The organism is Sphingosinicella xenopeptidilytica (assembly GCF_042676985.1).
GTDB classification, from domain to species: Bacteria; Pseudomonadota; Alphaproteobacteria; order Sphingomonadales; family Sphingomonadaceae; genus Sphingosinicella; species Sphingosinicella xenopeptidilytica.
In genome coordinates this window covers 830,482-857,339 of sequence record NZ_JBHTIK010000005.1, presented here as the reverse complement: position 1 = coordinate 857,339, position 26,858 = coordinate 830,482, and the positions used below count along the sequence as shown (strand labels likewise).

19 protein-coding genes are annotated in these 26,858 nt (G+C 57.5%); 3 read left to right on the top strand and 16 right to left on the bottom strand.

Annotated elements, in window-relative coordinates; genetic code table 11:
- Nucleotides 1–109: 109 nt before the first annotated feature.
- A complete protein-coding gene (locus ACFQ00_RS11770; protein WP_381490784.1) occupies nucleotides 110–2,920 on the bottom strand; it encodes a TonB-dependent receptor plug domain-containing protein in 2,811 nt (936 codons plus the stop codon).
- Nucleotides 2,921–3,134: 214 nt separating this feature from the next.
- Here ACFQ00_RS11770 and ACFQ00_RS11765 point away from each other — a divergent pair, with 214 nt between their 5' ends.
- Nucleotides 3,135–4,676, top strand: a complete 1,542-nt coding sequence (locus ACFQ00_RS11765) for an acetolactate synthase large subunit (RefSeq protein ID WP_381490781.1) — start codon at nucleotides 3,135–3,137, stop codon at nucleotides 4,674–4,676.
- Here ACFQ00_RS11765 and ACFQ00_RS11760 read toward each other — a convergent pair.
- Nucleotides 4,673–5,866 (bottom strand): pyridoxal phosphate-dependent aminotransferase, encoded by a 1,194-nt coding sequence (locus tag ACFQ00_RS11760; RefSeq protein ID WP_381490778.1) that lies wholly within the window; start codon nucleotides 5,864–5,866, stop codon nucleotides 4,673–4,675. The two genes, ACFQ00_RS11765 and ACFQ00_RS11760, sit on opposite strands and share 4 nt — an antisense overlap.
- Before the next feature lie 152 nt (nucleotides 5,867–6,018).
- Here ACFQ00_RS11760 and ACFQ00_RS11755 point away from each other — a divergent pair, with 152 nt between their 5' ends.
- Nucleotides 6,019–7,389, top strand: coding sequence for a serine hydrolase domain-containing protein (locus ACFQ00_RS11755; RefSeq protein WP_381490775.1), 1,371 nt, complete (start codon nucleotides 6,019–6,021; stop codon nucleotides 7,387–7,389).
- Nucleotides 7,390–7,412: 23 nt separating this feature from the next.
- Here the strand turns inward: ACFQ00_RS11755 and ACFQ00_RS11750 are convergent, their stop codons facing one another.
- The 6 genes from ACFQ00_RS11750 to dgcA all read right to left on the bottom strand — a co-directional run bounded on the left by ACFQ00_RS11750 (nucleotide 7,413) and on the right by dgcA (nucleotide 15,637).
- Entirely contained in the window at nucleotides 7,413–8,735 is a 1,323-nt protein-coding gene (locus tag ACFQ00_RS11750; RefSeq protein ID WP_381490772.1) for an MFS transporter, read from the bottom strand.
- 36 nt (nucleotides 8,736–8,771) lie between these two features.
- Nucleotides 8,772–11,291 (bottom strand): TonB-dependent receptor domain-containing protein, encoded by a 2,520-nt coding sequence (locus ACFQ00_RS11745; protein WP_381490769.1) that lies wholly within the window; start codon nucleotides 11,289–11,291, stop codon nucleotides 8,772–8,774.
- Between the two features lie 135 nt (nucleotides 11,292–11,426).
- Nucleotides 11,427–12,401, bottom strand: coding sequence for a FecR family protein (locus tag ACFQ00_RS11740; protein WP_381490766.1), 975 nt, complete (start codon nucleotides 12,399–12,401; stop codon nucleotides 11,427–11,429).
- A gap of 7 nt (nucleotides 12,402–12,408) precedes the next feature.
- Complete coding sequence (locus tag ACFQ00_RS11735; protein ID WP_381490763.1) at nucleotides 12,409–12,990, bottom strand: RNA polymerase sigma factor; 582 nt, start codon at nucleotides 12,988–12,990, stop codon at nucleotides 12,409–12,411.
- A 206-nt stretch (nucleotides 12,991–13,196) separates the two neighbouring features.
- Entirely contained in the window at nucleotides 13,197–14,651 is a 1,455-nt protein-coding gene (locus ACFQ00_RS11730) for a M81 family metallopeptidase (protein WP_381490760.1), read from the bottom strand.
- An 8-nt stretch (nucleotides 14,652–14,659) separates the two neighbouring features.
- The gene (gene dgcA / locus ACFQ00_RS11725; protein ID WP_381490757.1) at nucleotides 14,660–15,637 is read right to left on the bottom strand and encodes an N-acetyl-D-Glu racemase DgcA; all 978 of its coding nucleotides are present in this window, start codon (nucleotides 15,635–15,637) and stop codon (nucleotides 14,660–14,662) included.
- Nucleotides 15,638–15,901: 264 nt separating this feature from the next.
- Here dgcA and ACFQ00_RS11720 point away from each other — a divergent pair, with 264 nt between their 5' ends.
- Entirely contained in the window at nucleotides 15,902–16,393 is a 492-nt protein-coding gene (locus ACFQ00_RS11720) for an asparaginase domain-containing protein (protein ID WP_381490754.1), read from the top strand.
- Nucleotides 16,394–16,942: 549 nt separating this feature from the next.
- Here the strand turns inward: ACFQ00_RS11720 and ACFQ00_RS11715 are convergent.
- From ACFQ00_RS11715 to ACFQ00_RS11680, 8 genes are all read right to left on the bottom strand, one after another.
- Nucleotides 16,943–17,620 (bottom strand): nitroreductase, encoded by a 678-nt coding sequence (locus ACFQ00_RS11715; protein ID WP_381490751.1) that lies wholly within the window; start codon nucleotides 17,618–17,620, stop codon nucleotides 16,943–16,945.
- Between the two features lie 373 nt (nucleotides 17,621–17,993).
- Entirely contained in the window at nucleotides 17,994–19,283 is a 1,290-nt protein-coding gene (locus ACFQ00_RS11710; RefSeq protein ID WP_381490748.1) for a spinster family MFS transporter, read from the bottom strand.
- Nucleotides 19,284–19,338: 55 nt separating this feature from the next.
- On the bottom strand, nucleotides 19,339–20,289 hold the full coding sequence (locus ACFQ00_RS11705) for an alpha/beta hydrolase (protein ID WP_381490745.1): 951 nt from the start codon (nucleotides 20,287–20,289) through the stop codon (nucleotides 19,339–19,341).
- Nucleotides 20,289–21,053: an N-acyl homoserine lactonase family protein gene (locus tag ACFQ00_RS11700; protein WP_381490742.1), complete on the bottom strand. Its 765-nt coding sequence runs from the start codon at nucleotides 21,051–21,053 to the stop codon at nucleotides 20,289–20,291. Before ACFQ00_RS11700 ends, ACFQ00_RS11705 begins: the two co-directional genes overlap by 1 nt.
- 78 nt (nucleotides 21,054–21,131) lie before the next feature.
- On the bottom strand, nucleotides 21,132–23,300 hold the full coding sequence (locus tag ACFQ00_RS11695; protein WP_381490739.1) for a TonB-dependent receptor: 2,169 nt from the start codon (nucleotides 23,298–23,300) through the stop codon (nucleotides 21,132–21,134).
- 517 nt (nucleotides 23,301–23,817) lie between these two features.
- Nucleotides 23,818–25,284 carry an AMP-binding protein gene (locus tag ACFQ00_RS11690; RefSeq protein WP_381490737.1) on the bottom strand — a complete coding sequence of 489 codons (1,467 nt, stop codon included), beginning with the start codon at nucleotides 25,282–25,284 and terminating at the stop codon, nucleotides 23,818–23,820.
- A gap of 95 nt (nucleotides 25,285–25,379) precedes the next feature.
- Nucleotides 25,380–25,952, bottom strand: coding sequence for a carboxymuconolactone decarboxylase family protein (locus ACFQ00_RS11685; RefSeq protein WP_381490734.1), 573 nt, complete (start codon nucleotides 25,950–25,952; stop codon nucleotides 25,380–25,382).
- A 60-nt stretch (nucleotides 25,953–26,012) separates the two neighbouring features.
- A complete protein-coding gene (locus tag ACFQ00_RS11680) occupies nucleotides 26,013–26,858 on the bottom strand; it encodes an enoyl-CoA hydratase-related protein (RefSeq protein ID WP_381490731.1) in 846 nt (281 codons plus the stop codon).

The window sequence follows — 26,858 nt, the reverse complement described above, 5'->3', positions numbered from 1 at the left end:
GTCCGTCAAGAATTCTCAATGGAAAAGGCGGCGTTCCGCGAGATTATGTCCCGAAGATATCGCCGCCTCCGCCATTTATTCACACTCAGGGGGATAGCCGTCCCTGTTATCAGAACTTCACCCGCGCACCGGCTACGAAGAAGCGACCGACAACATCGTAGAAGCTGGTATTGCGCGATTCCGGCGGAGGCGCCTTGTCCAGCAGGTTGTTAACATTGAAATAGAGTGACAGCGTCTGGTTATCGTCCCGCTGGACGTCCCAGTTCACGCCTAAGTCAAGATACATGAAGGCGGGACGGCTATTATTCTGGATAGTATTGTTGTTGCGGTCATATTTCGATTTGGAAATGAACCGCGTACGCAGATTGGCCTGGAAGTCACCCTTAGCGTAGTAGAGTGTGGTATTCCAGCGCACTCGCGGAACCGCCAGAGAGAATTGTGAGCCCGTCATGCCAAGGTAGCTGACAGTGGTCCCGCTCAGCGGATCGGTTGTCTGGAACTTGCGCACCCAATTGACCGTACTTTGCAGTTGCATGGTGCCGAACGACTCCGGTACAGGCAGCTTATATTCGACTGCACCGTCGATACCGCTGGTCTTGAATTGCGAGAGGTTGACGAGTGAACCGACAACCTGGGTCAATACGCCGTCAGAGTTCCGCGTCAGGCCGGCACAGAATGCCGCAATGCCTTGCGCGCATCCGTTGATCTGGTTCTGGGCCGTTACCGTGCCGATCGCTCCATCGATGGTAATCGTGTAATAGTCTGCGGAAATGCTCAGGCCTGGAATGAACGACGGCGTGAGCGTTGTGCCAAAGCTGGTCGTATCCGACGTTTCAGGTAGCAGTGGCCCCGCGCGTCCGGAAAAGGTCTGAACAAAGACGGGGTCATTTCGTTTTGACGGATCGCTGTTTGCCGTATCAATAAGTGTGGCAAGGCCGACGGGCGCGATCGGCGCGAACAACTCGGCTATCGACGGCGAACGAATGTCGCGCGAATGTGCGAAGCGCAGGCGTATATCATCTGATACCTTGTTGGTCAGACCCAGCTTCCATGACCAGACCGATCCGCTGAGATCGTCGGTAATTCGCGCGGCGCCCTGGAACTCCATCAGCTGCGCGAGCGGAACATCTCTAAGCAAAGGGATAATGACTTCAGCAAATCCCTCCTTCGTCCACATATGCTCCTTGGGAAATTGCGCCTGGTTGACGATGCCGAGAACACGAGCACGGTCGTTGGCGCTGACATTCGCCAGGAGGGAATCACGTCGAACTTCGGCACCAACCGCGACTGAAACGGGCCCGGCCCAAAGAGATACCGGCTCGCCACGCAGGTTCAGGCCAAAGGCGTCGAGCGTGCGCTCAGCATGGAAATAGCCGGTGCCGAGCACATAGTCGCGCGCCTGCTGCGAGACATTACCAAGGCCGAAGATGTTGATCGGCACACAGGCGGAATCGTTGTTGCCCGGATCGAGATCGACATTGACCCGGCATGCCGGTGAACCCGTGCCAGGGTCGATTACCGCATCGACCGCGCGGTTGAAGTTCGGAATGATACGCTGCTGCGACATATCCGTGTTTTCGTTCAGCTTGCCGTGAACATAGGAAGCCGACCAACGCCAATTGTCGCCAATTTTTCCGTCGAGGGCCAGCGTCGCCTCTGTCGATTCACGCTCGAACTTCGTGATGGTTTGCGCAAAATCAGCATTGAAGCGTCCCATCGAGAACGACGTTTCACCGGCCCCGATCATCTGGTCGCGGACCGACGTCGGCAAGAAGGCGTTGTCAACACTGATCGAGATGTTGCCACGGTTGACGTCGACGAGCGTGTCAAACGAGCCGTAGACACGCGCATGACGCAACTCCGCAGTTACCTTCAGACTATCGGAAAGCTCGTATGTAAGCCGACCCAGCGCAGCATACCGCTTATAGGGTGCGGCCAGGGCGATCACGTCGTCGAGCGAAGGCTGTTCTCCGCCTACCGCATTCGACCCCGTAACACGACCGCTGTTGAAATCACGCAATGCCAACCCGTTGTCTGTAAAACTCTTGCCCGCATTGACACCGGACAGGATCAGACCTGCCCAGCTTACATTCGCAATACCGACATTGGGAGAAAGTATATTGGCCTTCTCCCCGTTGGTGGGCGTGTAATTTGGATTGCCCACCAACGCCCAGCGGCCTGCATTGGCACGCGCGGTTTTTGGGGTGATGCCGTCGCTCTGGATATACTCGCCGCCGACCAGGATATGACCGCGTCCGCCGGCGAAGTCACTGCCGAAGGCGATATCGCCTGCCTGCTCGGCATTGTCTCCACGCGACGAGATGCCGGCACGGGCACCCACTCGGAAGCCATCCAGTTTTTCATCGATAATTACGTTCGCAACACCAGCGACAGCACCTGAACCCCAGGCTGCGGACGCACCGCCGGTCACGACATCGACCCGCTTCACGAGCGACGATGGAATCAGCGATAGATCGCCGCCGCCAAAATAGGTGGTTGCACCGATGTAGCGGCGACCATCGACCAGGACCAGGGTACGCGGCTGGCCACCATTGCTCAGACCACGAAGATCGACCGGAGATAGCGCGGGATAGGTCGATCCACCGGTATTGGCCGGCGAGACGCTCGCCTTGAATTGCGGTGAATCCTGAAGCGCGAGGGCGACGTTCCCCCGAAAGCCTTGGGCAAGCTCAGCTTCGCCGAATTTTATGACGGGTGTCGGTGCGTCAAAATTGTCGCGGTCGATGCGCGAGGCGCTGACGACGATCTCGTTGTCAAAATTCTTGTTCTCTTCTCCTTGGCCGCCCGCATTCGCGCCGGAGTCCGTATCTTGTGCCAATGCGGACTGACCGCTCGCCAAGGCGATTACACAAACGGACGTCGCGAGATAGCGGACGATCAAGGATGTAGTGGATTTCATGATGAGAGCCCCTTTTTTCTGACCGGGCGACATGCACCCTGACGGCTAGACGCGCACTGCCACGAAAAATGCACTTGCCTTTTTTCGGGCAGGTCTGATGCAGACAGGCATTGCTGTACGCGGTGCGCTTTCGGTTGCCCTGCGCGTCCTTTGAGCAACGCTTCGACGGCTGGTCCTGCTCGACGGTCTTGAAGGCCAAACAACGGAGAAACGAATGAACGGTGCAGACCTGCTTATTTCCACGCTGATCGCAAACGAAGTCACCACATGTTTCGCCAATCCCGGCACCAGCGAAATGCAGTTCGTCGCTGCACTCGACCATCATCCCCAAATGCGCTCAGTTCTCTGCCTTTTCGAAGGTGTCGCAACCGGCGCAGCGGACGGATATGGACGTATAGCGCAATCTCCGGCCTGCACGTTGCTTCATCTTGGCCCTGGCTATGGAAACGGACTTGCCAACCTGCACAATGCCAGGCGGGCTTTCACACCAATCGTGAACATCATCGGGGACCATGCCACGGGTCATCGGTCCTATGATGCCCCGCTCCATTCCGATATCGAAGGCATTGCCGCACCCAATTCACTATGGGTAAGATCGGCGGAAACGGCCGACTCCGTCGCACTGCTCGCGGCTGAAGCGATCTCGGCAAGCCTGGCTCCGCCGGGTGGGCCCGTCAGTCTCATCCTCCCGGCCGATGCCGCCTGGAACAAAGCCGACGCGCAGCCGACAATCGCACAACGCCGTTCATGGGCTGGGCCCGCACCCGAGGCATTAGGGGAAGCCGCGCGGAGGATCAGGGCAGCAGGGCAGCCTGTCGTTCTGATCGGGGGCCACGCCTGCTCCGAGGCGGGTCTTGCCGCCGCCGCCCGCATTGCCGCAACGGGCGTTCGTGTGGTGGCCGACACCTTCATCGCCCGGTTGAGCCGGGGTGCGGGCAGGTTTGCGCCACACCGCATTCCTTACTTTGGCGAACTTGCGATGGAGGATTTGGCCGGTGCAGATTTGATGGTCCTGGCCGGTACGACGCAACCGGTGGCCTTCTTCGCCTACCCTGATCGGCCGTCCCTGCTTGTACCAGACGGCGCGTCGCTGTGCTCGATCGCCGATCGTCGCGAAGATGCGGTCGCTGCACTGGAGGCTCTGGCCGACACACTTGGCGCTCCATCGCATGGTTCAAGCCAACCTTATGATATCGCGGATGCAGCGCCACGCGGCGCCTTGACGCCGCATACTGCAGGTGTGTCGATCGCGCGCCATATGCCGGAAGGTGCAATCGTATGCGACGACAGTGTCACCTCGCGCACCGGTCTTACAATGCCCGCACTGACGGCAGCGCCGCACGAGGTCCTCGCAGTGACAGGGGGCGCAATCGGCGAGGGGCTGCCGCTGGCGATCGGCGCCGCCCTTGCCGGGCCGCAGCGCAAGGTCATCTCTATGAACGGAGATGGCGCGGCGATGTACACGGTACAATCTCTATGGACGATGGCGCGGGAACGGCTGGACATACTGGTCATCATCATGGCCAATGGCAGCTACCGGATTTTGAATAACGAGATGGCCCGCACATCGGCAGGTGACGCCGGACCGCGCGCGGCTCGTCTGCTGGATCTTGGTGATCCGCGGATCGGCTGGGTGGATCTCGCCAGGGGGCTTGGAGTGGAGGCATTGCGTTGTGACGCTGCTGAGACGTTCGACGCGGCCGTCGCGCAAGCAATGCGTCAACGTGGCCCTTTTCTGATCGAAGCCGTCATCTAAAGAGAATCCGACCTGCCAGCAACAACTGTCGCGAGCCGCACCAATCCGCGTTCGATTTGTGCATCGGCCGTGGCAAAGCTCAACCGGATGAAGCCGGGGGCGCCGAAGGCGGTTCCCGGAATCACGGCGACGCCAGCCTCGAACAGACGCGCGACGAAGGCCGGATCTTCATCTTTCCGCAGTCCAATCTCTGGCAGAGCCTCACGACAATCGACGAGCACGTAAAATGCCCCATCGGGCGGCGTAAAGTCTAGTCCGTGGATTCTGAGAAGGTGCGAAGCAACCAGGTCACGTCGCCGCCGATATGCCTCGCATGCGGCAATCCTGTCCTCCTGCGGACCGGTCAAAGCGGCAACCGCTGCCGCCTGGCTCAACGTGCTCGCCCCTGAGGTGGATTGCGACTGTATGACCGCCATCGCCTGGATCAGTTCGGGCGGCCCCGCAGCATAGCCAAGACGCCAGCCGGTCATGGCATAGGCCTTGGAAACGCCATTGACAATCAGGCAACGATCCCCAAGGTCTGGCGCGACCTGCAGGATATTCCTGACGGGTTGTTCGAAGGCGATGTGTTCGTAGATATCGTCACACAGAATGCGTACGTGCTGGTGCCGGCGCAGGACTTCAGCCACACCACGGAGCGTTTCCTCATTGTATATCGCTCCCGTAGGATTACCGGGCGAATTGAGCAATATCCATTTGGTGCGCGGCGAGATTGCATGATTCAACAGGTCTGCATCGAGTTGAAATCGTTGACTCACATGGGTTTCGACAAAAATCGGCACACCTGCCGCGACGCGAACCATATCCGGATAACTTGTCCAGTAAGGCTTTGGAATGACCACCTCATCGCCCTGATCGAGCGTGGCCATGAACGCATTATAGATCGCCTGTTTCGAGCCCGTCGAGACGATGATTGATCGTAGCCCGAACTCCAGCCCGTAATCCGAGATAAATTTGCCTATGATCGCCTGCTTCAACGCTGCCGTTCCGGTCAACGGCGGATATCGGGTGTCCCCCTTGTCCATTGCTACCCGCGCGGCCGCCACTACATGGCGGGGAGTTGGAAAATCGGGCTCTCCTGCCGTCAGCGAAATAATCTCGATACCCTGCTCACGCAGCGTCGCTTCCTTTTCGAGCATAGCCAGTATGATGCTCGTCCCAACACCTTCAATCCTTCGCGACAGAGACATGCGATCTCTCCATTCTGTATGTTGCAAGACGCGCGTGAGCGCCCGAAGCGCACCTTGCGCGCATGATAGGGAGCAGTGCGGATTGGGCTTGAACACGCGTCTTGTATAGACAGGCACAGAAGCGACAGTGTCGCCAGAGAAAGGAATCTTCGGTGACGATCCAATCGAACAGTGGGACCACCTTGCGCCAAGTCTCCTGCGAGGCTTCCGCTATCGCCGCATTGGGCGCGCGCAGCCTGGAAAGTGGGCCCTATCCCGGCCTCGTGCTCTCGGTATGGCGGGGTGGACACACCATACTTGAAGAGGGATTCGGGTACGCCGACCTCGAGAATCTCATCCCGGCCACGCCGCAGTCCGTTTTCAAAATCTGTTCGCTGAGTAAGTCCTTTGCATCGCTGATCATCGCCCGGCTGGTGGAGCTCGGCCTCGTCGACCTCGACATACCCGTGGGCCGCTACCTACAGGGCTATGTTGGTCCCGGCCGTGATATTCCCGTGCATTTCCTGATGAACCATCGCAGCGGACTGGAAAATTACGTCGATCTGCCGGTTTTCCCGCTCGGCCGTCGCGGCGATGTCAGTCAGGAACAGATTATTGCATCATTCGAATCCGCACCGCTCGTCTTCCATCCGGGCGACGCCTATAGTTACTCCAACTCAAATACCCATCTCCTCGGCCTGATCGCCGAGGCAGTGTGCGGGATGCCATATGCCGCAGTGCTTCGACAGTTCGTCACGTGCCCATTGCAGCTTGAAGACACGCAACTGGACGACCTCGAGCGCATCATTCCGCGCCGGGCCCGCGGCTATTTCCCTACATCCAGCGGGTTCCGAAACGCCCCGGAGATCGGAGGCTCGGCCTGGTTCGCCGCCGCCGGCATCGTCAGCACGGCCGCCGACATTCAACGCTACCTTGATGGGGTTCATCGCCGCAATCTGTTCGGCGACACCGTACGAGCGATCCTGTACACGCAAGACCGCTTGAATGACGGCACCCCGCTCCAGTATGCGCGCGGCGCGTTGATAATTCGCGAATGGGAAGGCCATCGCAAGATGGCGCATGCAGGCGATTTTGTAGGCTTCTCGGCCTATATGGCTTATTATCCGGACGATGATATCTCGATCGTGGTGCTCGCCAACACTCGCGATGTGTTGCCGAGCGTCATTGGTCTCGAACAGAAGATAGCGCGCATTCTATTCGGTGCCGCCTTGCCCGAGCCCTCCAATCAGCCCCTGAGTAGTGAGGAAATTTCCCTGTTGTGCGGCAAATATCTACCCGGACCAATCCGGACCAGTTTTGAGCGGATCGCAGTCGCGCCGCAGCAGGATGGCGTGATCGCGGCAGTGCCGGAAGGTCCAAAATGCGACGGCACCACGCATAGGCTTATCCATGTAGGCGGTCGAACCTTCCTGTCGGCAATCGATGACGAGATGCGGTTCGTCTTCAGCCCCGTTGAAGGCAAGGCCGACGCTGTCACGGTCGAATGGTTCGGCCGGAAGACGTGCTTTGAACGAGGCCGCTAACGGCATCCTTTTTCCATGCATCCTCACGCATACGCCTCCCCGAGCGTCTCGTTCGCTCGGGGGAACTTTGGGATGCCGAAAAGGAATATGGCCGCGTTAAGCACGCTTGCCGTTCCGCATACCAAAGCCAAGGCTGTACCAATCATATGCTCGCCGCCGAGCGCCCCGGACATCAGGCTGATCGTCAACGGCGCAAGACCGGTGAAGAAGACTGCGCCGATCACAATGGTTATGCCCAGATTAAGTCCGCGCAGTTCGCTTGGAATGACGATCAGATTCAGCCCCAACGCACAGGTGGCAATCGTAAAGCCAGCGACGAGAAACAGGCACATAACGAACGCGACAATCGTCACGCTGGGCAACAAGGCAAAGAACGCGCACGGAATACTGAACAAGGCAATAGCAGCCATGCAGGTGAGCACCAGCCGCGGCCCGCCGCGGCGCATGTAGAAATCCACGAGCGGCCCACCGAATAGCAGTCCGAGAATGCCGCTTATCAGCAATATCGAACCCATGATCGCGCCGATCTGATCCGGAGGCAGGTGAAATTTTCGAGCGAAGAATGGCGCGCCCCAAACGATCACAGCACCATCGGCAATGCTCAACGTCGCGCGGCCAAGCTGGATTGGGACGACTACGCGACGATAATTCCATAACATTCGCATTGCGACATGGATGGATAGGTTTCCGCCCGATGATGTCTGATGATGGCGGGGTTGTTCACGCAACAGCAGGAGCGGCAGAAGGAAGGGCAAGGCGAGACCGGCCATCCACAGCAGTGCCCAGCTCCAGCCCTGCAGCTGGGCCGCACCAATCTGGGGCGCGGTCGCCGGATCGTAGGTGACAAGTACAGCGCCGCCCAACGCGAACGCCAACGGCCCGCCACATTTCTCGCCAATCGCGACGAATGTCGCCGCACGTCCGCGCTGGTGCAGCGGCACCAGATCCCCGACCAACGAATAGGCCGCGATGAGCACACCCGACGATGCGATGCCGAGTGGGATGCGTGCGGCACCCAGGCCAAGGAAACTCTGCGCGAATGCGCTGATCACGATCGCCAGGAGGCCAAGCGCCATGAGCATGACGATCAGCCGGCTACGCGAGACACGATCGGTGATGAATCCCAATGGGATAGACACCAGAGCGACCGGGATAGACACCATAAGCCCCTGGATCAGAGCGATCTGGTTGTCGCTGAGCAGTAGCGAGAGACGCAAATCCTCCTGGAGCGGGCCAAGCGACTGACGAAAATAGGTCATTATCGTCACTGCGAGAGCGAGCAGAGCCAGCTGGAAGTAAGGGGCCCAGGGTTTTGCATTATTGAGCACGTTATCCTGGACCATCATATCCTCATTTTATTAAAAAGAAGAATGCCCACTCCTTCACAAGGAGCGAGAGAGAGATATTCCTAAAGTTCTTGGCTTTATATAAACGGTCGAAGGATAGAACAGATCGGACCCGGCAACCAATACTCCGCGTTCGTCTGTGATATTATTCAGGAAAACGTCTATCTTCCATTCTGAAAACCGGACGCTGGCACGTAAGTCTGTCCTGGTATAGCCGGGCAATTGCGGCCGTATTCCTGCGGGATCCGATGCGCTGGCAAAACCACCCTGACGATATCCGACATAGCTGAAGGATCCGCCGAGCGAGACACCTGCGGATCCGATCTTCAACTTCTTGTCGATCGTAACACCACCAGTGAAATGCGAGCTGAACGGCAATTTGTCTCCAACAGCACCCCGCACCGTCGTTCCACTCGGAAACGGCTTGGTCAGCTCCGCATCCGCCAGCACGCCCCACCCCGTCAATTCAAGCCCCGACCCCGGCATCAGCGTGAGGGATAGCTCGATGCCCCGGCTAAGGGCGCCACTGCCGTTGATGCGATATCCCTGGTTCCCGATCGGATCGATCGTGAACAGCTGGATGTTCTTCCAATCAATCCAGTAAAGTGACGTGTCCAGATAGATCTTGCCGTCAAGAAGGTCGCCCTTGATGCCGATCTCGCGATTGATCGTCTTGTCGGGGGCATATTGACAGGGGAAACTGTACGTCGAACAGAGCACCACATTCGCGCCCCCGGGCCGATATCCCGATGCCAATCGTCCATAAAGAATGAGCTCGGGTGTAATCCTGTATCGGGGTGTGATCATGTAATTGACCGGGTGCGCGCGCGCACGTTGAACATCGCCGACAGACGGCTCCTCGCTGGCGAACAGGGACAGGGTCGTTTGTTGGAAACTTTGCCGGATCGCACTGGCTCGCCCGCCAAACTGTACATCGAACGCCGGCGACACTCGAAAGGTGAGATTTGCGAATGCCGCCAGCTCGTTATAGGTACTGAGGAAGGTGGAATGATAGGGGACGCCGACGACGCGCTCGCTCGTCAATTCGCGCGCATAAATAGTCTGTTCGATTGGTGCATGTTCATAGGTATAGTAGGCACCAAGAAGGATATCGGTGCCCTCCGACAGCGTCCCTGAAGCGCGGAATTCCTGACTGAACTTTCGTTGCTGGCTGATATTAACGAGCTCGGCACCACCGACTCCATAAAGCGCGAGGACTGAGGCCCGCCGAAGAATGTGATCGATGGAGGATTGTGCCGTCCGGTTGCTGTACCCGCTTACCGAAATCAGGTCCCATTGTGCAAAGCTGCCGCGCAACTTGAGGCTGTAAGCCCCTACCGCGCCTTTGTTCCGCCCAGTCCCTACGATCTTCTCCTGTTTGAGATCGCCAAGCGACGGATTCACATCATTGCCGCCTTCGGCGTCGAAATTTTGATATAGCGCGTTCAATGTAGCCGAAAAATTAGTTGTTGGCCGCCACAATAGGGAAAGCCGACCGCCAAATACCTTTTGCCGGTTGACGCTCCTCAGCTCGAGGGCGTCATTGTCGATATAGCCAGCATCCTCGCGTTCAAATCCGCTTATTCGGACGGCGACCTGCTCCTGTACGGCAATATTGGTGGAAGCGTGAATACTGTAACCGGGCGTTGGTCCGTTTTGCACGGTATGGACGCTGGCCTCGACCAAGCCATCGCTCGTCCCGATCACCGGCTCGGATAATACATATTTGACCAATCCGCCGAGGCTGTTCGCACCGTAAAGCGTGCCTTGCGGCCCCCGCAAAACTTCAACCCGCTCCAACTCGCGGGGATCGAGGTCGGGAATGACGAGGCCATAACCCAGCGCGGTGGACGATCCGAGCTGCTGTTCATCCAGAGTAATGGCGACAGCAGGATTGCCTCCCAGGCCTCCCGCGGTGATTCCCCGAATGGAGAGGATTTGCCCGAATTCTCCTGCGGGCGTGACGCGTAGACCCGGAACCTGGGTCTGATAATCTTCCAAACGCAACTGATTGTGGGCCACCAGCTTCAAGGCATCGATACTCGTCACCGGGACAGGAACATCCTGCAACCGTTCCTCGCGCTTTTGCGCTGTGACAATGACTTCGGGGGCCGCCTCGCTTTCGATACTGGAAGACCGAATACCCCCCTTTTGATGATGAGCTGATCCGGCTGCTTCCAGCCTGGCACGATTGCTCTCCTTGTTCGCTCTCACTTTTTCCGTGACCAGCGTGAATCCACCATCCGGAAGCACGACCACGCGCAGGCCTGTGCCCGCGCTCAGCCGAACCAATGCCTCGTGTGGTGTCATTTCGCCCGATATCGCGGTGCTCATGCGGTCACGCACCAGGTCGCCGGGCATGAGCACCCCCAGGCGAGATTGGCGCGAAAATTGTGCCAGCGCTGATGCCAGACGCTGTGCCGGTATATTGAAGAAGAGCCGTGCCGACTGGCCGGGAGCACTTTGTACCGCCGCCGGTGACTGACTGGGCGTACCACACGTTGCAAGGGCCGCCAGGAGGACCCAGGTGCTGACGCTGGTATAGGCCGATGTCATGCCTCGGCCTTCCCCCTGTTGTGCGCAAAAGCCAACCCAGCAATCGCCACGCCAGACAAGCTGCGCCTTCTATTTCCATGAAAAGTCGTAATCATGAGGACTCACACATGCCGTAAGCGAACCTCGAGCCAAGAATTACGGTCTTCCTACAAGCAGCACTTCGTCGTCAGAACGCCGAACCGAGATTGGCATTGTGGCAGCAAGAACCGACAGCATCCCATTGATCTGTTCGGGACGATACGCCGCGGTCACGCGCAGGCCAGCAATGTTCGGGTCTGCAATGCGAATAGGCGTCTCGACATAACGGTTCGTGTCAGACACAATCTCGTCCAGTGTCGCGTTCTCGTATATGAGCAGCTTGTCCCGCCATGCTCCGGGCTGTGGACGTGCCGCCATGGCGACCGTGTCCACAGCGAGCAGCCTGGGCGTGACAAGGATCTGGCGTCCCACTGTCAGCCGGTGTGTGCGGTCGCCAGAAATCGCATTGCCTATACGCCACGGCTCTACAACATCCACAATGCCTTCCGCTACTGTGACACGCACGGCCGACCGGACGGCGTGAATTTCGAACTCCGTGCCGATGTCACGGATATCGATGCCCCTCGTCTCGACTACGAACGGACGTGCCGTATCCTGTCCGACGCTGAAATAGGCCTCGCCCGAGGCGAGACGGACACGGCGTTCTTCATCGTTGAAAGCGGTCTGGAGCTTGCTCTCGGGCGCCAGCGCAACCACCGACCCGTCTGACAGCTTGACTGTGCGAACCTCACCGTGCTTCGTCTCGATCAACGGGCTCCACTGAGGGTGCCCGGGCTGGATAAGGAAGAACAGCAGAGCGATGCTCGCGGCAATTGCCAGCCCTCCCGCCCAGACAGTACGCCAGGACCACACCCGCACTTCCTCGCGCGGCTCGCCGGCGAACCGGCTTTCGAGAGCTCCGAGCGCATAATAAACATCAAGCTCCGCCTCATAGGCAGCGGCATTGAGGTGATTGGAATCATACCATACCCGAAACGCGGCATGATCACCGGGGCCGACATCAGCGTCGGCCATGCGAAACACCCAGTCACGCGCCTCGCTTCGCAAGCCGGAAGATTGTTCGGACATCATAGCTTCATCATTCCGGCTTGATTCCGGAGCGGCGGCTGGACGCCTCCAGCGCGCTGACAATTTCTGTCATGGCGCGCATGACGTGCCCCTTGGCGCCGTTGGGCGTCATACCCAGTCGGCGACCGATCTCGGAAAAGGAGAGGTCGTCAAATCTATGCATCAGAAAGCACCGTCTCCGCATATCAGGCATCTCGCGCAAAACCGCTTCAGCAATGTTCAGTTGGTCTCTTGCGAGTATGACGCGCTCGGGTGTGCATTCGGAACTCGTCTTTTCAAGGTATTTCGTTTCCGCAGCATGTGCTGAACGTACCGCGCGCTTTCGCCGCTCGCTGTTCAAAAGGTTTTCCGCCGTCCGGTAGAGGAAAGCTCGAGGGTTTTCAATAATGGCAATTGTCTCGTCAGGGAGCGCCGCCAATCGGGAAAATGCTTCATGCATCACGTCTTCGGGCTCGGGAGGACCAGCGCCATATTTACGCCTTAAGTAGCGACATAGCGCCGCGCTTTGCTCATGATAAAGGGAGATGAGCCAGCGAGGCGGTTGCTGTCGGGCTGGCTGCTCTGGCCCGGCGGAGTCATTGCTATCCGCCATGCGTGTCAACTCAAATTGCGACACGACATCGCTTTGCTGAAATTGAAATACTTATTCCAACGTAGCTGCACTTCGCCGTCTGCCCCTGCGGGATGATCGACGATTTTGATGCCTGCGGTTTCGCCAAGTCAAGGCTTATGATGACGGTTTTGATACATAAGCTCCCAAACGCGCAAATTTTGCTCCCTGACGTCCGCTCACAAACGCTACTGAGCCCACGGATACACCTGGAGCGGATCAAATCGCTTATAGTTGAGCTGTCGCGGGTCGGGAGGCGCGGCGCCTGGCGCTGCCATGTAGAGGATATGGTCCGAAATCGTTGCAAAAGCGCTGTAAAAATGCTGCGTAGATTTGGGTACCAGAATTGATTTTTGCGTAGGATCAATGCCAAGCGCTGTGAATACCGACGGCGAAAAGCATTGGCAGCGCTTGCTGCCCACAACAATCTCAACACCTCCGCAGCGCAACGCGACGATATCGCCGGCTGGATAGAATGCCGGCTCCGCATTATCCTGCGGAAAGGGATGCATATAGTCGTCGAGCATGCTGAGGACTTCGACCTCAAGATCCAGGGGATCGCCGGAACTCCGACCGGTCTTGCCGCCGAGGCGGACTTGGATCGTGGCACCGAGTCCCGCCTTTCTGGCGATCTTGACCACTTCGGGATCATGCAGGATCGCCAGCCCGGCATTTTCGACGCGGTGTTCCAGGAGCCAGCGCAGCGCCAGCGTAGAGTCGCCCGGCGAGCCCAGCCCCGGATTATCCGACTGATCGGCCACGATTGTCAGGTCCGGATTGCTCGCCGCGCGGCTCAAAGCCTCTTCCAGCGACAGCGATGTGGTTTCGAAGCCGATCTCATGGCGCAGTTCATATAACTGCGATCCAAATTCGCGAGCCGTCTGCGCCGCTAACAGCCGATCGTCGTCAGCGACCACCAGCATCTTGGCCCCCATGTCCGGTCGATCAGCGAACTGGAATCCATGTCCAAGCGACACGGAAAGAATGCCCGTCCTGCGTTCTGCTTCCACCATTTGATCGACGAAGCCTCGCATTGGTTGGCGCGTAGTACCGTACAGGCCGACCATACCGCAATCGAACAGGGCCATCACGGGTTTGACCCGACCAAGTTTCGTCGCGACAGCGAGATCGAACAGTTCAGCGCCGCGCGCCTCTATGTCGGTATGAGGATATTCCTTGTAAATGACAATGACATCCACGGCTGCAATCTTCGTTTCGTTAAGATGGCAATGCAGGTCCAGCTCGACCCCGATAACAGTCTCCGGGCCAACCATCGATCGGACATGCTTGATGATGTCCGATTCACAATCCTCGTAGCCCTGCGCAATCATTGCACCGTGCAGATTCAGCAAAACGACATCGACAGGTAGCGCGGCGCGCAGATCGGCAAGCATTTCGTCACGCAATGCCTCATAGGTGCCGCAGGTGTTGATGCCTCCCGGCTGCGCCCAGGCCATGAGGCTGAATAAGAAAGCATGGCCCCCCGAGGCTGCTTGCTTGCCCCAGGTCTGGCACAGATCCTGCGACGGATAATCCATGGGGGAGCCCGGTGCGCCACGCTGCACCAGGTAATCGCTATAGGTGGTAGGCTCCGACACGAAGGTATTGGATTCATGTGCTATTCCGGCAGCAAAAATCTTCATACCCGCCCCTATCCCCACAGCTGCGCGCTTGGTGGAAACATGTCGCTGCCTCGATAATCGATCGCGTTGGCGATGTCCGTGCTGGACCATAGCGGTCCATCCAGGTCGACAAAAGCACAGCGTTGCGCAACAACGAATGCCGGCGCCATCGCAAGCGACGAACCCATCATGCATCCGGTCATCAATCCCAGGTCCAGCGCCTTCGCCTGGTCGGCGAGCCGTAATGCCTCGGTAAGACCGCCCGTCTTATCAAGCTTGATATTGATGAACTGATATCTATCGGCGAGGTCGGCCAGCGACGATGCCGTTTGAATGGATTCATCCGCGCAGATGGGAATCGGGCTTTCGAATCCCCGCAATGCAACGTCATCGCCGGCCGGCAACGGTTGCTCGATGAGCAAGACCCCAAGGTCGGCCAGCCCATGCACGAATGACTCGAGCTGAGCTGGACGCCATGCTTGATTGGCATCGACGATGATCTCGACCTCCGGTCTGATGTCGCGTACGGCGGAAACCCGATCGATATCACCCTCACCACCAAGCTTCAGTTTCAGGATATCGAAAACCGCCGCTTCGGCGGCGGCTTTCGCCATGGCCGCAGGCGTGTCGAGGCTGAGTGTGAAAGCCGTGCGCAGAACTTTGACTTCATCGATTCCCGCCAGCTCCCAGGCGCGCTTTCCCGCACGCTTCGCATCCAAATCCCACAACGCGCAATCGAGTGCGTTGCGCGCACCGCCGGCGGGTAACCGTTCCTGTAGGTTTTCGCGGGTGAGGCCGTCAAAAAAATGGGCGGGAAGCCCTTCCAGCTGTTGCTGAAGGCTGGCTGCCGTTTCGCCACGGTAGGCCACTCCCGACGCTTCGCCACGGCCGGCCAGGTCGCCGTCCCGCAGCTGGACCATCACCGTTTCAGCATGCGTGCTTTCCGAGTAAGAAATCCGGAACGGCGCCTTATGGCGCCAGTCGACCCGCTTGACCTCAAGCTTCACCAATACCCTCGTTCGCCAGTGTTCAATCATAGGACGCGCCAGCTAGGCGAAATCGAACCTACACCCGAGAAGACGCTTCGGGTTCCTCAGCTCTACGCACAACGCCTTGCAACGGGCCTCGGAACTATTGTTAACGCGCTGGCGCCCGTGTTATCGGTCGATTCTCTATCACTATGGTTGAATGTCCAAGCTGGAACGCTATTCTGGGAACTTCCTGCCGTTCGAAGTTCCCGGTTCACATCGATCCTCTTCAATCGGGGTATTATGGAAGAATCAATTCTTGTGCTCACGACAGGCGGCACGATCGATAAGCAGTATTTCGATGCACTGAGCGCGTATCAGATCACCGACACAGTGATTGCGCGGATGCTGGATATCGCACGGGTTACCCAGCCTTTTTCTGTCGAGGAGATCACGCGCAAGGATAGCCTCGATCTTGACGAGATCGACCGTGCAAAACTCCTGAAGCGGATCGAGACAGCTCGGGAAAAGCGCATCGTCGTCACGCACGGCACGGACACGATGACGGACACTGCCCGCATATTATCCGTCGTCCGTAGCAAAACCATTGTTCTGGTCGGCGCACTCACACCGGCGCGGTTTGCCGAAAGCGACGCCGCTTTCAATCTCGGGATGGCATTCGCCACTGCCCAGATCGCCACACGCGGTGTATATATCACGATGAATGGCCATGTCTTTCCGGCCAATAAAGTCGTCAAGAATCGAGCTCAGGGTGCATTCGTGCCAATCTTTTGATCGGATCAGGCCCGAACGTGCGGCCTCGGTGAAAGGCCACAATCGGGAGAGACACACTCTTCTTGAATTGGAAGACATGGCGACGGTCTCCGCTGAATTGCAAAAGCAATTGACACTTGCGCTACATCGCACAGGCCCCACTCATCAGGCGAATCCTTAAACCGTGCTCATTCGCAAAAAGGCAGCTGGACTCCAATTCGGGCTGAAGAAACCGGGGGACACGTCAGAAACCGTTAATGATGTCGCCGAACAACTTCCCTGACTTATTGATGAGACTATAATCAGCGCAGACTGCATGCCGCAATCAGCTACGTCAACACCGCGCAGCTCGAGAAGCAAATAGCCAACCTTTAGCCAATCAGCAGCCTGACCCTGTCCGAGTCCAGGGGCTACTCTACGTATCTCCGGTCCCACCTTGCGGGAAGCGGGCACCATCACTTCGAGCGCGCACCATGAATTGGAGGTTCCGCTTCACGCTCCGGACGCAAAGATCCGAGGCGCCAATGCCAACGGATCATAGCACGAATGCTTCGCACTCGCCGTGATCAATTAGCCATGGAAGGTGACCGTCTCGGCAATGGAGGCCTTGGAAAGTGGAAAGCTGTTTACCGGATTGCCAGGTTCGGGATACCCGAACGAAATTCCGAATAGCATTTTATACATGGGGTCGATGCCGAGCTCCTCGCGCGCCGTTCCAGCAAAAAAGCTGAGCAGTGTCTGCGGTATGCCGGCGAGCCCATGGGCCTCGAGTGAAAGCAGGAAAGATTGGCCGTACATGCCGACATCGCCGGCCACGCGCACCGTTTCGTAGACAGGGGCCATGAACAGCAACGCGACATGCGGCGCGCCGAAGAACTGGAGGTTCTGCATCATAGCGTAGCTGCGCCGTTCCTTCGCGTCCTTCATGATGCCGGCCGCCTCATAATAGGCGGCGCCTTGTGCCTGCCGACGCTCAGCGTAGATACCGTAGGAACTTTCGAAATCGAAAGGAAAATCCCAGGAAAACGTCTGCTCCGCCGCCGCCTCAAGGAATGCTGAACTCAGCTTGTCACGCGAAGCGCCCGAAACGATATGAACGATCCAGGGCTGATAATTGCAGTTGGACGGCGTGTTTCGTGCATCTTCGACAACTACCTGAAGCAATGCTTGAGGCACGGGAGTGGAGAGAAAGCTCCGTGGAGATCTACGGCTGCGAATAACATCTTTAAAAAGCTTGTCTTCGATCATCTATCTCATCTCCAGCCCGAAATTCATTACAAACAAGACCGACTGAAATTTACGCAAGTCCAGCGGAGACAACCAGCCGGGCAATTGTATTTCCGGCATAACGCCTTCTTATGACTTGATCGACCGGAGGGGTGTGTTGCGCTGGAGTGATTGCTTGCCTACGGACCAGACAAAGGCAGCGTCGCCGGGTTGGTACGGCCTCTCTCATGCTTTCGACCACGTAGAATTAGCTCATGATCTTCTGGATAGACGACCTCGACCGGATGTTTGGGCCCCAGGTTTAACGACCCCTTATCGCTGCAGGATGGAGCTCTATGTGGGAGGACTATCAGGACAGCGGTGGACCTTCCGGCCAGCCTTGACAGCGTAATGCTCAGCCATCGATCCAGTCGCGCTCGAGAGTTCGTGAGCAGAGCCAGAAGAAGGCAGCGCTCAGCAGGTAGAGGCAGACAGAGGCTAAAATCGAGTATTTCAGGGCATCATTGCCGAACAGGGGAGTCAGCAAATCTGACAGAAAGCCAAGCAGGACAATGCCGATCCCGATGCCGATGCTGTTGTTGATAAATAGATAGCTGGCAATACCGGTCGAGCGCATGCCTGGACGCACCAGATGTTGCACCGCCACATAGATCGGCGTCGAATATGCGAATGTCAGGATCATGCCGAGGAAGATAAATAACACGGCAACCCATAGAGTGCTCGCGCTCAGGCCCACGACATAGATCGGAATGGCAATGAGCCCCGCCACCGCCGGCAGCAGGACGTAGAGCCTGCGGTTGGAGCCACGTTTGTCCATAATCCAGCCGCTGATCCAGTTGCCCATTATACCCGCAACCGCCGTGGTCACGCCAAAAACAATAGCGCGCTCAATGATCTCCAGCTCGTAGGTGCGTTCCAGGAAGGACGGCAACCAGAAAAGCAGACCCTGCAGCACCATCGAGCTGAAACTGGCTCCGATGGCCAAACACCAGAACGTCGAGGATCTAAATAACTTCTTCAGCCCGTTCCTGCGTTCTGACGGAGCAAGCTTTGCCACGGCGACGACGTCTTCGCCGCGGGTCTGCTCCGAGGGATCTCGCACCGCCCAGCGGAAGTATGGCACGAACAGCAGCCCGCCGACGCCGGCAATCACGAAAGCTGCTCTCCAGTGGATGATCTCGGTGATGAGCGCACCAGCCAACGGTCCAATCGCCACGCCGAGGGGCGCGGCGAAATTAAGAAGGGCCAGCGCGCGGCCGCGTTGATTGGGCGGGTAATAATCCGAGACCAGCGAGAAAGATGGCGCCGTGCCGCCCGCTTCGCCAAACCCCACACCCAAACGACAGAGAAACAGTTGCGCCCCGGTCTGCACCACGCCGCACGCCGCAGTGAAGGCACTCCAAACGCCTAAGCCGATAGCGATCACGTTTGCTCGGCTCCAGCGGTCGGCTATCCAGGCAAGGGGCAGGCCGCAGGTCGCATAGAATAAGGCGAATGCCACACCGCCCATCAGGCCAAGTTCAGTGTCGGAAAGATTCAGGTCGGCTTTTACAGGACCAGCCAGGATCGATAATAATTGGCGATCGGCGGTATTCAAACCATAGCCGATGGCAAGCGCAATGAGCGCCAGGCGACGCCGTCCTGCTGACCAGCCTTGCGGGGTCGCGGTCATCACCTCGCTCATCGGATTTCCTTATAACGATGGCAGCAGATTATACACTGCCGTAATCGGGCGGCTATTACTGGCAAGACACGTGCTTCAGAAAGGCAATAGCGCGATCTTCCGCCTCCTGCGCTATGCGGCTGGGAAACGCTATGAAATTGTGTATCCCGCCAGCATATACTGCGAGCTCGCCGTCATTTCCCGATGACAGCCATCGCATGTACATGAACAATGAGTCGTCCAAAAGCGGATCCTGCGTTCCCACCGTGAACAGCGCAGGGCAGAGGTTTTTAAGGTCAGCGTATAACGGCGAGATATCCGGCGCAGTAAGTTCACCTTTCGGTGCGAACGCCCGCACATAGCTTCGCAGGTCGGTCGTCCGGGGCGCGATGCGATCATCGCCAAACATTCGTGCACTGGGCGTCAGCGTGAGATCAAAAAAACCGAAAATGAGATTTGCGCCTGCGAGCACGATTGCATGCTTGTCTCGTAGGCGCAGGAGAGTGACAAGAGCCAGATGCGCGCCTGACGACTCCCCACCAATCGTGACGATTTCGGTCCCGAACTCAGCTTCGGCGTTAGCCAGGATCCAGAGAGCAGCCGCTTCGCAATCATCGGGAGCCGCGGGATAGGGATGCTCGGGCGTTAACCTGTAGTCGACGCTCACACAGGCCAATTGCGCGCGCTCGGCAATAATTTCCAACCTGGGGTCCTGAAGGTCGGCTCCTCCCATGAACCAGCCGCCACCATGCATATGCAAATAGATACCCCTGGGATTGGCCGGAGCGATTACGCGAAGCAAAACCACTCCCCCAGGACCGGGAATTTCGATCATACGCGCACGGGGTGAATGGTAGACCGGGAGATACAAGCCCCCGCCCCGGGCGCGAGCCTCCCTTATGCCCCTGGCGGATTCAGGCGTCCAAAGTGGAGTTTGCGCGAGCCGCGTTTGCGCCGCCATTTGAATTTTGCGGACATCATCGTCCAAGGCAGCGTCATTGAACTGCCAGCCGTCAATTTTGCCCATTATTGCAAATAGTCTGGAAAACGTGGCATGGAGTTCCAGTCTGCGCGCTCGTGCTGAATAATGATCCTTGCACCCAGCTCTCGTGCCAGACCTTCTATCCGCGCCATGGATTCGAACGTCTGCTCGCGATCAGTATTATTCGAAGGAATATTCCGCGTTGTCCGGCAACGGCAGGTGTACCAGAGGTCTCCTGTGAATATAACTGGACCGCTCTTTGCGAGGTTCACTAAAAGTGCTGCATGACCGGGGGTGTGCCCGGGCGCTCGCAGTATGACAACGGATCCATCACCAAAGACGTCGTGGTCAGCCGTAAATGAACAGATTTCTGCGTTTTCGAGCTCGTGATAGTTCTCGAACTCCTTACTCTCACGCGCAGTATCGCGAAACATGAACTCTCGCTCCGCCTCATCCACGATCCAGGTGGAGCATTTAAAGAGATTGGCGTTCCCTGAATGATCGAGATGCGAGTGGGACAGCGCAAAATAATCAATGTCGTGAAGGTCGATAGCCATGTCTTCCAGTTGCTTGGAGACCTTCCTGGTAAGTGACCACACGGACCGGCCGGAGTTATAGCCATCCGGCAGATCGGCCAGGCTGTCAGAGAAACCGCAGTCCCACATCAGCATGCCCCGTGGATGAACAACGAGATAGCATGGATTCGCCATGTCCCAGTGTTCACCCTTATAGTTCCCATCCGCTGAGAAGATGCTCGCATCTTCCGTCACAAGACGGCCGCCATCAAGAACGTAAACTTTGAGGTCCATAATGGTTCCCATACATTGCGGGGCATCGCCAGTCGGCGGCGCATTCGTCAAGACGCGCCGCCGCCTGTACCTCGCAGTTTAGTAAAAATGCGCCAATAGGGTAATCCCGTAAGTTCTAGGAGCCGCCCGCATCTCCCAATCACCGCGACCTTGCACCTCGGCTTGCGAAATATAGTATTTTTCGTTTCCGAGATTCCGTCCCCAGATGCGAACCTGGTATTTGCCGTCGGCTAAATCCATTGTGATCGAGCTATTCAACAGCACGTAAGACGGTTGGCGGAGACGATTGTCTGCATGCCAGTAAAAGCCGTCATTATATACCATGTTACCAGACGCCGTCACCTGATTTCCGCCAATCTGCGTGCGGTATTCGACGCCGAAATTGCCGGTTATTTTCGGAGCTGCCACCAGCTGGTTACCGCTGGCGTCAATAATCGAGAATTCCCCGTTTGGGCCCACCGCCGGCGCAGGATTGAAACTCTTGTACTTTGTGTCCAGCAAGGACAAAGCGGCTCGGAGTGTCAGGTTATCGGATGCCGCCGCCTGGAGCTCAGCCTCGATACCCTGCACTTTCGCAGTAGCGGCGTTCTGAATCCGATTGCCAACAAGAACCGGCTGTTGCAGCTGGATATCCTTGTAGTCATAGTAGAAGGCCGCAACGTTCAGCCGCAGCCGACGATCAAGAAGGTCAGATTTTATACCGACTTCGTAGGCATCGACAACCTCTGGATTATAGCTTGGAGAAATATGGCCTGTGGGCCGATTAAGCGCTCCAACATCGAGAAGATTGAACCCGCCGCTTTTGTAACCACGGTTGTAGCTCACATACCCCATAACACCTTCGTTAAATTTCTGATCGAGTGCCAACCGCCACGTCAGCTTCTCCTTGCTGAACGAGTCGTTGAATGCATTTTCAGGCACGCCAAGATTGACAGACCGCATTTTCAGCTTTTCCGTCGTCCAGCGCAATCCGCCGGTGACTGACGTGCCAGTGCTCAGCCTTAGCGTCGCTTGCCCATAGCCGGCCCATGACCGGGTCGCCTGCTCAGCGCCCCATAAGAATCCGCCACCCACAGACTGCCAAGGATCATACCCACCCACTACGTCAAAATAATAGAGGCCGGCCACCCAATCCAGATTGCCCTCGGACTGGCTCGCAAGCTGGAATTCCTGCGTCCAGTTTCGAGCATAGCTTTGATAGAGTGAGCCCCCTTGCCTAAGCGGCCCTTGATCTGAGTCGAGATTAAAGTCATGCAGTGACTTTCTGCGCGAGGTGATGGAGACGAACTTCACCGCTCCGAGATCCTGATCGAGGCGTAATGCAAGGCCCCAGCCCTTGGTCCTGACCAGCTGCTCTATATCCCCGAGCGCATTAAATTCGCCGGCATAAAGAGCCTCGCCGTATGACGGCGTCACAACGCCGGGCCGGTATTGATAGGCATTGTTGTGAAACATCTTCGAATAGTCGCCGATTATCCGAAGCTCGGTACCCTCGGCCGGCGACCACAACAGCTTGCTACGCATGTCCGTATTGCGCTTTTTGAAAATTTCCTTGTCGAGGGTGAAGTTCCGTCCATACCCGTCGGCCTGGTTCTCGTGGACGACAGCAAAATCGATCGCAAGTCCGTCAGTAACCCCCGTCGTCCCGTAGAAGGCCTGGCTGAACGTGTTGAAGTTACCGTAGCCCACACTGATGTCTGCTGATGGGTCCTCGCTCGGATCGCGTGTCACGACCTGAATGACGCCCCCGGTCGCATTTCGGCCGAACAGCGTTCCTTGCGGGCCCTTCAAGACTTCGATTCGCTCAATGTTATTGAACGAAAAAAAGTTGGTCTGCGGCGACGAGATATAAACACCGTCAACATACGTTGCGACCGAAGGCTCGGAAGTCGGGTCGGCGAGGTTTGAGCCTACACCGCGCAGGTATATGCTCCCGAAGTTCGAAGTCTGGTTGATCTGGAGGCTTGGCGCTACCGCGGTTAGTGCAAGCGTTCCGGTAATCCCCTGGGCAGCCGCCTGGTCCGACGTAATTGCGGAAACGGCAATCGGTACCCGTTGGAGATTTTCGGCGCGCCGTTGGGCAGTTACGACAATCTCTTCCAGTTGCGCTGCGCTATCGCCTGCAGTTGTTGTCTGCGCAAAAGCAGATAGCGGCGTCAAAGCACTGGTCAAAAGAAAACCATATGACAGCCCGGCCACGAGCAGCCTGCACGGTCCACGCCCCTCGGAATTTGGATAATTCTTCATATTTCTCCCCTCAAATTTTCTTTTCTGAAAAATTGAACACTTCTATGTTTCTTCCGGCAGACTGGTCCATTCCGCGCAGCATTCAGGATTGTTTTTGCGGTCTCGGAGTGTAGCCATGTCTCCCCATTTATGTCGGGCGTTCTAAACGACGAAGGTTTGAACGCTCTGTTCTGCTAACACAGGCTAAGGTGGTGTCTGACGAAGAACTATCGTACTTTTGATTATGGAAGCCATACGTCTCGGGAGATGTGCGGCCCTTTCGCAGCTCCTGTCCGGGCTGGATCGCTAAATGGGGTCCAAGGTGCTTATTCAGAACACATAGCCCGCCGCAGTGGTTTTCTGCCAGCTTCGTGTATGGCAGGCAGAGAAGCGGTTATGCGAACTGCCTGCGCAAGCAACACCCTTCCTGTTCTCGCGTCGAATAGTCGAGATCGCAATCGCCTATTGAAGCACTCCAGAACTATTGTTTGAAAAATCCTGCAGTTGGCGGGAGCGCCATAAGCGCCTTGCTCATTCTTCAGGATGCAGCGAGGCGGTTCAGCGCCCGAGCGCGCAGTTCCGCCCGGCGCACCTTTCCGGCATCATCGCGGAGGTCGTCGTTTGTAAACTCGTAGGAGCGTGGCGTTTTGGATCGCGTCAGCCGCTGCTCGACGAACCTCGAAAGCGCCTCCTCCTCGAGCACCGCACCACACACTGTCCGTTTGATGATTGCATGCGGTACGACGCCCATATCTTCGTGAGGTATACCAATCACCACGGCGGTATCGACGTCCGGGTGCTCCATCAGCACACTCTCCACCTCAGCCGGGTATATATTGGCTCCGCCGCTGATGATGAGGTCAGTTCGACGGTCGGCAAGAAACAGATAGCCGTCTTCGTCAAGCCAGCCAAAGTCCCCTATCGACTCATAGCCGTCGGCGGCAATCCTGGGCGTGGCGCCCAGATAATGATAGGTCTGGCCTGCGCCCGCGTCAGGTCGCATGAAAACTTCCCCGATCTCGCCAGTAGTCAGTTCCCGCCCGCTATCATCAAGAATGCGGATGGAGCAGTTAAAGGCGCGCCCGACCGAGCCTCGATGGGTTTGCCACTCGGCACCGTCGAGGATCGTGTTGCCCTGGCGTTCGGTGCCACCGTAGATTTCCCAGACCTTCTCAGCACCGATCCATTCGATCCAGGCGTCCTTGAGCCATGCAGGCATCGGTGCTGCGCTGTGCCACACGGCTTGGAGCGACGAGAGATCGTAGCGCGCCCGCACGTCATCAGGCAGGCGCCAGATCCGGCTCATCATGGTAGGCACCATCATTGCCCACGCTATGCTGTGCCGATCGATCAGTTTGAGAGCCTCCTCGGCGTCGAACTTCGTCATGCTCACGACGCAGTTACCACGATGCAAAGCGCCGACGGTGAAGCGGAAAGGCGCATTATGGTAGAGTGGCCCGGGATTCAGGACGGATTTGTCCTGCGGCACGTTCAAGAGCGGCGCGAAGGGATCAACGGCCCCGGGCTGATGATCAATAATGACCTTGGGGCGGCCCGTCGAGCCGCCCGACGTCATAGCTTTCCAATAGGTACCGACGACAGCTTCGACCGGCAAATCTTCTCCCTCGCTCAGACCAAAGGAGGACGGCAGGGCCGAGCTCACAGTGAGAATGTCGGGATTCGATGCAAAGACCACCTTCGGCCGCACAATATCGAGGATTGCGCTGAACTCTTGCGGCGGCAAGCGATGGGAGAGCAGCGACGGGGTCGCGCCCACTTTCCAGCAGGCAAAGGCGAGCTCGTAGAGCGCATTGCAGTTTGGAAGACTGATGGCGACAATATCGTCCTTGGCCACTCCGCGCGCCAGCAACGCATTGGCGCGCCTCGTCACCCGTCGCGCCAATTCACCCCAGGTCAGGCGGTCGTCGCCGTGAAGAACGGCCAACCGCTCGCCGCCAAGGCGGTTCGCATGAAACTCCGGGATATCGCCCATGGGCATTAACATGACAGTCTCTCTCGTTCACGCATACTTGAAGGTCGCCGCGAGTGCTGCTCAACAGCGCCAATATCGCCGGAGATCTGATGACGTCTCCCCGAGGCTCAGCGAGCGACAGTTCCCGGCTGCCTGTCCAGGCTCGGCGGTTGCTCAACATCCGGCGCCTCGAGCGGCGTGAGTGTCGCCGAGGTGATGCGATTCATGGTCATGTAATAGCCGATCGCCAGGATCGCCTCGACGAGCTCACGATGAGAATAGCGCCTCGCCGCCGCGCGAAAGGTGACTTCATCAACCGCTCCGCCGCGCACCACCTGGGCACCGTAAACCAGCAGCGCTCGCTCGTCGGGACTGAATGCCTTGGAAGCTATATCACCTTTCTCCAGCGCGCTTATTTTCTCACGCGAAGCACCATGCTGGATAGCGATCGGAACATGCTGGCGCCAAACATACTCGCCATCCTCCAGATGGGCCGTGAGCAGGATAAGGAGTTCCCGCGAGAGCGGGTCGAGATCCTGCTCGCTGTTGACGGCGCGCCCAAGCTGCAGCTGCTGGACGACACAACCCTGCGCGTGGGCCATCATGGCCACAATGTTGAGTTTACTGCGCCGACCTCGCAATGCGTCGCCCACAGGCCCTTCCAGCGCCTCGACGTCGAGAAGCGGAATACGGGTGGTCATCGTCTTTGATCCTGCATCATCCGGTCGTTGAACTCCGGCCAGCACGCGGCCGCCACAATACTATTCAGACTTATTGGTCGTCCGATAATCACCGTATTTTCCGTCGCGGGCATCCAGCGCTTCGGTGATGTTTTTGCGCAGGGAATCGTAATATTCCTTCACTTCCGGGATGAAGATGGCTTGGGCCTGAATCTCGGCACCGGCGCGTACGCCCGCTCGAATTCCCATAATCTCCATCTGCCTGTGAACCGCGCGTTTATTCATCTGCTGTAGCGCCGGTGGCACCTTCGTCAGCCGCTCGGCCATGGTGAGCACCCCGGCCTCCAGACTGTCTAGGGCAAAGGCTCGATTGGCGAAGCCCGCTTCGACGGCCTCGAGGCCCGTCAGATAGTCACCCGTAAGCATCATTTCCATTGCACGTCGCATGCCCATTAACCAGGGAAAGATCTGATTATCGGGCGGGCTCATCATCCGAACCGGCGGATAGCCGATCTGGGCATCCTCGGCTACGTACACGAGGTCACAGGAGGAAGCGAGCTCAGTCCCGCCAGCCAGGCAGTAGCCGTGCACCTGCGCAATAACAGGCTTGGCGAGATCCCAGATGCGAAAGCAACCTTCGACCACATGACGCGACCAAAGGCCAATACCCCGTGAGGTATGATAGGGCCAGTTGTCGCGCTTGAAAGAAAGATCGTAGCCCGACGAGAAACATTTACCCGCACCTCGCAAGATGATGACACGGACCTTATCGTCGACGTCCGCGACTTCCAAAGCCTTGAAGAGCTCGATCCTGAGATCATTGCTCATCGCGTTTCGCTTCTCGGGTCTGTTGAGCGTAATACGTTGAACGAATGGCATCGGCTGGTCGATGAGTATATATTTATATTCCGACGACATTTCGACCAT